A 6206-nucleotide genomic window follows, 5' to 3' on the forward strand; every position below is an offset into this window, starting at 1 on the left:
AGAAGGTGAAGCCCAGCATTATTGCCCCAATTTTTACGGTTGCCCGCCGCAAATTGTGGGCAGGATTCAACATTTTGTTTCGCGTAAAGCGATGGATATTGAGGGGATAGGTGGTGAAACGGTCGAACTTTTATTCAAAGCCGGACTGATAGAAAACTATGCCGATTTATACACGCTCACAGTTGAACAGCTCCTTCCGCTGGAGCGGATGGCACAAAAAAGTGCAGAAAATCTGGTGATTGGTGTAGAAAAATCAAAAGAAATTCCTTTTGAAAGGGTTTTGTTTGCGCTGGGAATCAGGTTTGTGGGTGAGACTGTAGCCAAAAAACTGGCAAAGCATTACAAAAGTATCGAGGCGCTTCAAAAAGCCAACCAAATGGAACTCATTATGGTAGATGAAATTGGCGAAAAAATAGCCGAAAGCGTGGTGGAATTTTTCAGCAAATCTGAAAATCTGGAAATCCTTAATCGATTGAAAACCTATGGGGTTCAATTACGGCTTTCAGAGGAAGCCCTTCAGGGCCAAACCGATGTGTTGCAGGGAAAAACCTTTGTAGTCTCCGGTGTGTTTGAAAAAGTTTCCCGTGACGAACTTAAAAAATTGATTGAGAACAACGGTGGGAAAGTGTCGGGTTCTATTTCGTCAAAAACCACTTATGTAGTCGCCGGTGCTAATATGGGTCCCAGTAAAAAAGAAAAAGCCGAAAGCTTGGGTGTGCCCATTATTAGTGAAGATGAGTTTTTGGGGATGATGTGAAGTTTTTTTATTAAATTTGAATAAATCCTTACCAATGGAAAAAACAATAGATATACTCAATAAAAAACTCAAAAATGCATCACCTGAAGTTTTAAACAGGGTGCTTGGTTATGTAGATTCCATTATAGATGCTGAAAAGTTTCCAACCGTTCAGCTAACCGAAGACCAACAGAAAATATTGGATGCTCAATTGAATTTGCCGCCGGAAGATTATATGGATTCAGGAAAGATGGTGGCTGATTTAAAAGAAAAGTATGGGCTTTAAAATAGTTGTTTCTTCAGTTGCCAACAAACAGGTTGAGGAAGCTTTGATGTACTATTTAAAAAAAGCCGGACATAAAGTGGCATTGGCATTTATCAGTGATTTTCAAAAGACGTTGGTTTATTTAAAGAAAAATCCTTTTTACCGTTTTCACGATTCAAACTATCGGTTTATTCCTTTCAGCAAGTTTCCATTTATTGTTTTTTTTATCCTTTCAGAATCAACAAAAACAGTCTACATTAATGCAGTTTTTCATACTTCACAAAACACTGATAAGTATCCGAAGTAATTAAAAAACTTCAATCACACTCGATTGTGAGTTTACCTCATTTTTTTCCTCAAAATAAAAGTCAATCCTCCCCAAATAGATTCAGCTAAAATTGAGGAGTTTAGCGTTCCATCTGTGCGGTTCACATTCCTTACATTGTATGCTAAAACTACTGAAAGTTGATTTTCAATGTGTTCAGGAAAAGGATTCAAAACCCAATCAAATGCGAGATTATTTACAATTAAATCAGATATTTCAATTTGTTGACCATCAATTTTGGTGAGGGTGTATTCGTTTTGTTTACAGCCTGCTAATACAAACAGTAAAAAACTAGTTTTAAAAAGGGTGTTCATAGCACAGAAATCAATGGTAAATGCTGATAAATTGCTTACTTTTGTAAGCTCTGAATGTAACAATAAATGAAATTTAAAGCCTTAAAAAAGTATTTCCTCAAAAAACAGATCGAAAAACACCTGAAAGAGAATGTGTCAGACAAAAATTTGAGCGAATTAAAAACCGTTGGATTACTTGTCAATACTCATGAATATGAAAATTTAGACGCATTCAACGGCCTTGTAAAATCGCTTGAAATCCTTAACAAAGACTTAAAGGTCATTTTTTACAAAGAAGAAAAACGTAGCTTGCCCACTTTTGAACAAAATAATTTTTCGTCAAAAGATTTTAACTGGAAAGGCGTTTTAACTAAGCCGGCCATTGAAGAATTTTTAGACCGGGATTATGATTTGTTTATCGGGTACTATTCAAATAAAAACAACTATTTGGACTATATTACAACAAGAGCTAAAGCCAAGCTAAAAGTAGGCTTAAAACAAAAGGATGACAGGTTTTTTGATATCGTCTTCAAGTTAAAAGTGAACGAATTTTCCCTTTTTGAAAAGGAACTGGCAAAGTATATCAAGATTTTTAAAAACAACAAACACCAATGAAAGCATTAATAGGCACCGGTGTTGCGTTGGTGACACCATTCAAAAAAGATTTAACAGTTGACTTTGACGCATTGGAGCACATTGTCAATCACTGTTTTGACGGAGGTATTGATTATCTGGTTGTTTTGGGCACAACAGCAGAAAGTGCTACGCTCACTGAAAGTGAAAAACAGCAGGTCATCAAAAAAATAATTGAAGTTAACAACGGAAAATTGCCATTGGTTTTGGGTATTGGCGGCAATAACACTCAAAAAGTGGTAGATGAGTTAAAATCGCGAGACCTTTCAGCTTTTGATGCGGTGCTTTCGGTGTCACCTTATTATAACAAGCCTTCTCAAGAGGGCATTTATCAGCATTTTAAAGCTGTAGCTGAAGCTTCTCCAAAACCTGTTATTCTGTACAATGTTCCCGGTAGAACTTCGTCAAATGTGCTGCCTAAAACAGTTATTCGTTTGGCCAATGATTTTAAAAATATAGTCGCCATAAAAGAAGCAGCAGGCGATATTGTTCAGGCGATGCAATTAATCAAAGACAAACCTGAAGATTTTCTTGTTATTTCAGGTGATGACATGATTACTTTGCCAATGGTTCTTGCCGGAGGTGCAGGGGTAATTTCGGTGATTGGTGAAGGATTTCCCCAGGAATTTTCAGATATGGTGCGATTGGGTTTAAACCGAAAAGTAGATGAAGCCTATGCGTTGCATTACAAAATAGCCCCTGCCATCGATTTGATTTTTGCAGAAGGTAACCCTGTAGGCATTAAAGCGGTATTTGAAACTTTAAACCTTTCAACAGCAACAGTCAGACTTCCACTTGTGGATGCAACTGATTCGTTGAAGCAACAAATCAAGGAGTTTATAGACCAATTGAGTTAAAATTTTGATAATTAATAAGTAACAAGACAAGATTTAGTTTCTTATTGTACCTATGAATTTTTATTATAACACTAATTTATTTACTTTTGCACGATGTTTTTGAACCAAATGAAAAATTACCTGATTTTCTTTGCATTAACCACACTGTTTTTTTCCTGCAGTCCCTATCAAAAGGCGCTAAAGTCTGACGATATTGGGCTTAAATTTCAAATGGCAGATTCGCTGTATAACGCCGGAAAATACAAAAAGGCTTTGAAGCTGATGGAGCAAATTGTTCCGGCATACAGAGGAAAACCACAGGCTGAAAAGTTGATGTACATCTATTCAGACACCTTTTATGAATTAGGTGACTTTTATCTTTCAGGTTATCAGTTTGAGCGATTTTCAAACTCCTATCCACAAAGTGAAAAGGCTGAGGAAGCAGCTTTCAAAGGAGCAAAAAGTTTTTATCAACTTTCACCCAGATATTCCCTGGATCAGAAAGACACCAATATTGCTCTTGAAAAACTTCAGAATTTTATCAATAAATTCCCCGATTCTAAATACATGGCCGAGGCCAATGAGCTGGTTTCAGAGTTAACTACAAAACTAGAGAAAAAAGAGTTTGAAGTGGCCAAACAATACCACAGAATCAGTGATTTCAATGCTGCCATAAAGGCATTAGATAATTTTATCCTTGATCACCCGGGTTCTAAATTCAGGGAAGAGGCCTACTTCCTGAAATTTAAAGCCGCTTATGATCTGGCAATCAGAAGTGTGGTTTTCAAGGTAGAAGAACGATTAATTACATCGACGGGGTATTATAATTCTTTTATTAGAAATTTCCCCGAGAGTAAATTTAGGCCTGAAGCCGAAGAAATCAAAAGGGATATTGAAAACAGATTAGAAAACAAACAAGTTTAAATAATGACAGATCTAAAAAAAACAGTTGCGCCGGTAAATACCGTTACCTACAACAAGAATGAAGTGGATGCTCCAACCGATAATATTTATGAAGCCATTTCTATTGTCTCCAAAAGAGCCAATCAAATAAACACCGAGATTAAAAAAGAGTTGCTTGAAAAACTGGATGAGTTTGCAACCTACAATGACAGTCTAGAGGAAATCTTTGAAAACAAAGAACAAATTGAAGTTTCAAAGTATTACGAAAAATTGCCAAAACCACACGCACTGGCACTGCAAGAATGGTTGGATGGAAAAATTTACTACAGAAATACGCTGGAAGATAACTCATAATAAACCATGTCAATTTTAAGCGGCAAAAAAATTCTACTGGGCATTAGTGCCGGTATTGCTGCTTACAAATCGGCTTTTTTGGTCAGGTTGTTTGTCAAGGCCGGTGCTGAGGTAAAAGTAATCATGACACCTTCTGCTAAAGATTTTGTTACACCACTCACACTTTCCACTTTATCAAAAAATGAAGTTTTCTCAACATTTACCAATGAAGAAAACGAAAATGCAATCTGGAACAATCACGTAGAGTTGGCCCTTTGGGCCGACTTTTTTGTTATAGCACCTGCAACAGCCAACACCCTTTCTAAAATGGCCACAGGTATTTGTGATAATTTACTGATGGCGACTTACCTTTCTGCGAAATGCCCGGTATATTATGCCCCTGCAATGGATTTGGATATGTACAGACACAAAACTGTTCAGGAGTCTTTTGAAAAGTTAAACAGTTATGGGAACATACAGATTCCTGCAGGAGTAGGTGAACTTGCAAGCGGGCTTTATGGAGAAGGCAGGATGGCAGAACCCGAAGGAATTGTTGATTTTATCGAAAAAGACATCGCTTCAAAACTTCCGTTAAGAAACAAAAAAGTACTCATCACCGCAGGGCCCACTTATGAAGCCATAGACCCCGTGAGGTTTATAGGCAATCATTCTTCCGGAAAAATGGGTTATGCGCTTGCAGAAACTGCAGCCAGTCTTGGTGCACAGGTGATTTTGGTGTCGGGGCCCACACATCTTGACTTAAAAAGTAAATCCATTCAGCGCATTGCGGTAACTTCGGCAGAGGAGATGTATCAGGCCTGTCATGAACATTATGATAAAGTAGATATTGCCATACTTTCCGCAGCGGTAGCCGACTTTAGGCCAAAAATAAAAGCAGACCAGAAAATAAAAAAAGACGGGGCAGCGTTATCAATAGAACTTGAGCCCACAAAAGATATTTTGGCTTTTTTAGGTGAAATCAAGAAAAATCAAATTTTGGTTGGGTTTGCTTTGGAAACTGAAAACGAACTCGAAAACTCAAAAAAGAAGCTCAGAAAAAAGAATTTAGATTTAATTGTTTTAAATTCGCTGAACGACAAAGGTGCCGGTTTTGGTTCAGAAACAAATAAAATCACGATTATCCATAGAGATGAAAAAGCGAAGACCTTCGATTTAAAATCCAAAACAGAAGTGGCCAGTGATATTTTTAACGAAATAATACCTTTATTAAATGAATAAGCTTATCTATTTATTGTTGCTTTTATGTTTCTCGATGCAATTAACGGCACAGGAATTCAATGCAACTGTTGTTGTTAATGCAGACCAGACTAATGTGTCAACTCTTCAAGTATTCAGAACTCTGGAGAGGGACATCAGGGAATTTATCAATGAAACTTCCTGGACCAATAAGGTTTTTGCAAACCAGGAGCGTATAGACGCCAGCTTTAACATTATTGTTTCAAGTTACAGTTCTGATAATTTTACTGCAACACTCCAAGTGCAAGCATCCAGACCGGTTTTTGGTTCATCCTATTTGTCGCCCATTTACAATTACAACGACAGGCAGTTTAGTTTTATATACCGGGAGTTCCAGCCTTTAAATTTTAATCCAAACAACTTTGAGTCCAATCTGGTTTCAGTAATTGCATTTCATGTGTATACCATTTTAGGACTTGATGCATCAACTTATGCAAAAGATGGTGGTGAGGAGTACCACAGAATTGCAAAACAAATCGTTAATACCGCCGCTTCAAGCAATTTTCAAGGCTGGAAAGCCACTGACGGGTCTCAATCCAGATATCAAATCAATGAGGCATTGATTTCGCCCATATTCAATACATTTCATACTGTAATGTACAATTACCACAGGCTGGGGCTTGAT

At 37.3% G+C, this 6206-nt stretch carries 10 protein-coding genes; 9 read left to right on the top strand and 1 reads right to left on the bottom strand.

The features are described 5' to 3' along the window. From AC6F75_RS06295 to AC6F75_RS06305, 3 genes are all read left to right on the top strand, one after another. Positions 1-757 (top strand): helix-hairpin-helix domain-containing protein (locus AC6F75_RS06295; RefSeq protein ID WP_500714104.1); only part of this gene is annotated, 757 nt, incomplete at its 5' end. Positions 758-791: 34 nt separating this feature from the next. Further along, on the top strand, positions 792-1022 hold the full coding sequence (locus AC6F75_RS06300; protein WP_500714105.1) for a hypothetical protein: 231 nt from the start codon (positions 792-794) through the stop codon (positions 1020-1022). Continuing rightward, a complete protein-coding gene (locus AC6F75_RS06305; protein WP_500714106.1) occupies positions 1012-1308 on the top strand; it encodes a type II toxin-antitoxin system RelE/ParE family toxin in 297 nt (98 codons plus the stop codon). Before AC6F75_RS06300 ends, AC6F75_RS06305 begins: the two co-directional genes overlap by 11 nt. Positions 1309-1340: 32 nt before the next feature. Here the strand turns inward: AC6F75_RS06305 and AC6F75_RS06310 are convergent, their stop codons facing one another. After that, positions 1341-1703 (bottom strand): hypothetical protein, encoded by a 363-nt coding sequence (locus tag AC6F75_RS06310; RefSeq protein ID WP_500714107.1) that lies wholly within the window; start codon positions 1701-1703, stop codon positions 1341-1343. A 3-nt stretch (positions 1704-1706) separates the two neighbouring features. Here AC6F75_RS06310 and AC6F75_RS06315 point away from each other — a divergent pair, with 3 nt between their 5' ends. From AC6F75_RS06315 to porD, 6 genes are all read left to right on the top strand, one after another. Next, positions 1707-2234 carry a DUF6913 domain-containing protein gene (locus tag AC6F75_RS06315; RefSeq protein ID WP_500714108.1) on the top strand — a complete coding sequence of 176 codons (528 nt, stop codon included), beginning with the start codon at positions 1707-1709 and terminating at the stop codon, positions 2232-2234. After that, a complete protein-coding gene (gene dapA, locus AC6F75_RS06320; protein WP_500714109.1) occupies positions 2231-3109 on the top strand; it encodes a 4-hydroxy-tetrahydrodipicolinate synthase in 879 nt (292 codons plus the stop codon). The genes AC6F75_RS06315 and dapA overlap by 4 nt, the downstream gene beginning before the upstream one ends. A gap of 108 nt (positions 3110-3217) precedes the next feature. Beyond that, entirely contained in the window at positions 3218-4012 is a 795-nt protein-coding gene (locus tag AC6F75_RS06325) for an outer membrane protein assembly factor BamD (protein ID WP_500714110.1), read from the top strand. Between the two features lie 3 nt (positions 4013-4015). After that, positions 4016-4345 carry a DNA-directed RNA polymerase subunit omega gene (locus AC6F75_RS06330; protein ID WP_500714111.1) on the top strand — a complete coding sequence of 110 codons (330 nt, stop codon included), beginning with the start codon at positions 4016-4018 and terminating at the stop codon, positions 4343-4345. 6 nt (positions 4346-4351) lie between these two features. Then, the gene (coaBC, locus tag AC6F75_RS06335; RefSeq protein ID WP_500714112.1) at positions 4352-5563 is read left to right on the top strand and encodes a bifunctional phosphopantothenoylcysteine decarboxylase/phosphopantothenate--cysteine ligase CoaBC; all 1212 of its coding nucleotides are present in this window, start codon (positions 4352-4354) and stop codon (positions 5561-5563) included. Beyond that, the coding region (gene porD, locus AC6F75_RS06340) for a type IX secretion system protein PorD (RefSeq protein ID WP_500714114.1) at positions 5556-6206 on the top strand (651 nt) is incomplete at its 3' end. The genes coaBC and porD, both read left to right, overlap by 8 nt.

This window comes from Planktosalinus sp. (genome assembly GCF_059864935.1).

Coding starts and splice junctions, on each gene's coding strand:
- AC6F75_RS06300 (WP_500714105.1), top strand. CDS start 792: ATGGAAAAAACAATAGATATACTCAATAAAAAACTCAAAAATGCATCA.
- AC6F75_RS06305 (WP_500714106.1), top strand. CDS start 1,012: ATGGGCTTTAAAATAGTTGTTTCTTCAGTTGCCAACAAACAGGTTGAG.
- AC6F75_RS06315 (WP_500714108.1), top strand. CDS start 1,707: ATGAAATTTAAAGCCTTAAAAAAGTATTTCCTCAAAAAACAGATCGAA.
- dapA (WP_500714109.1), top strand. CDS start 2,231: ATGAAAGCATTAATAGGCACCGGTGTTGCGTTGGTGACACCATTCAAA.
- AC6F75_RS06325 (WP_500714110.1), top strand. CDS start 3,218: ATGAAAAATTACCTGATTTTCTTTGCATTAACCACACTGTTTTTTTCC.
- AC6F75_RS06330 (WP_500714111.1), top strand. CDS start 4,016: ATGACAGATCTAAAAAAAACAGTTGCGCCGGTAAATACCGTTACCTAC.
- coaBC (WP_500714112.1), top strand. CDS start 4,352: ATGTCAATTTTAAGCGGCAAAAAAATTCTACTGGGCATTAGTGCCGGT.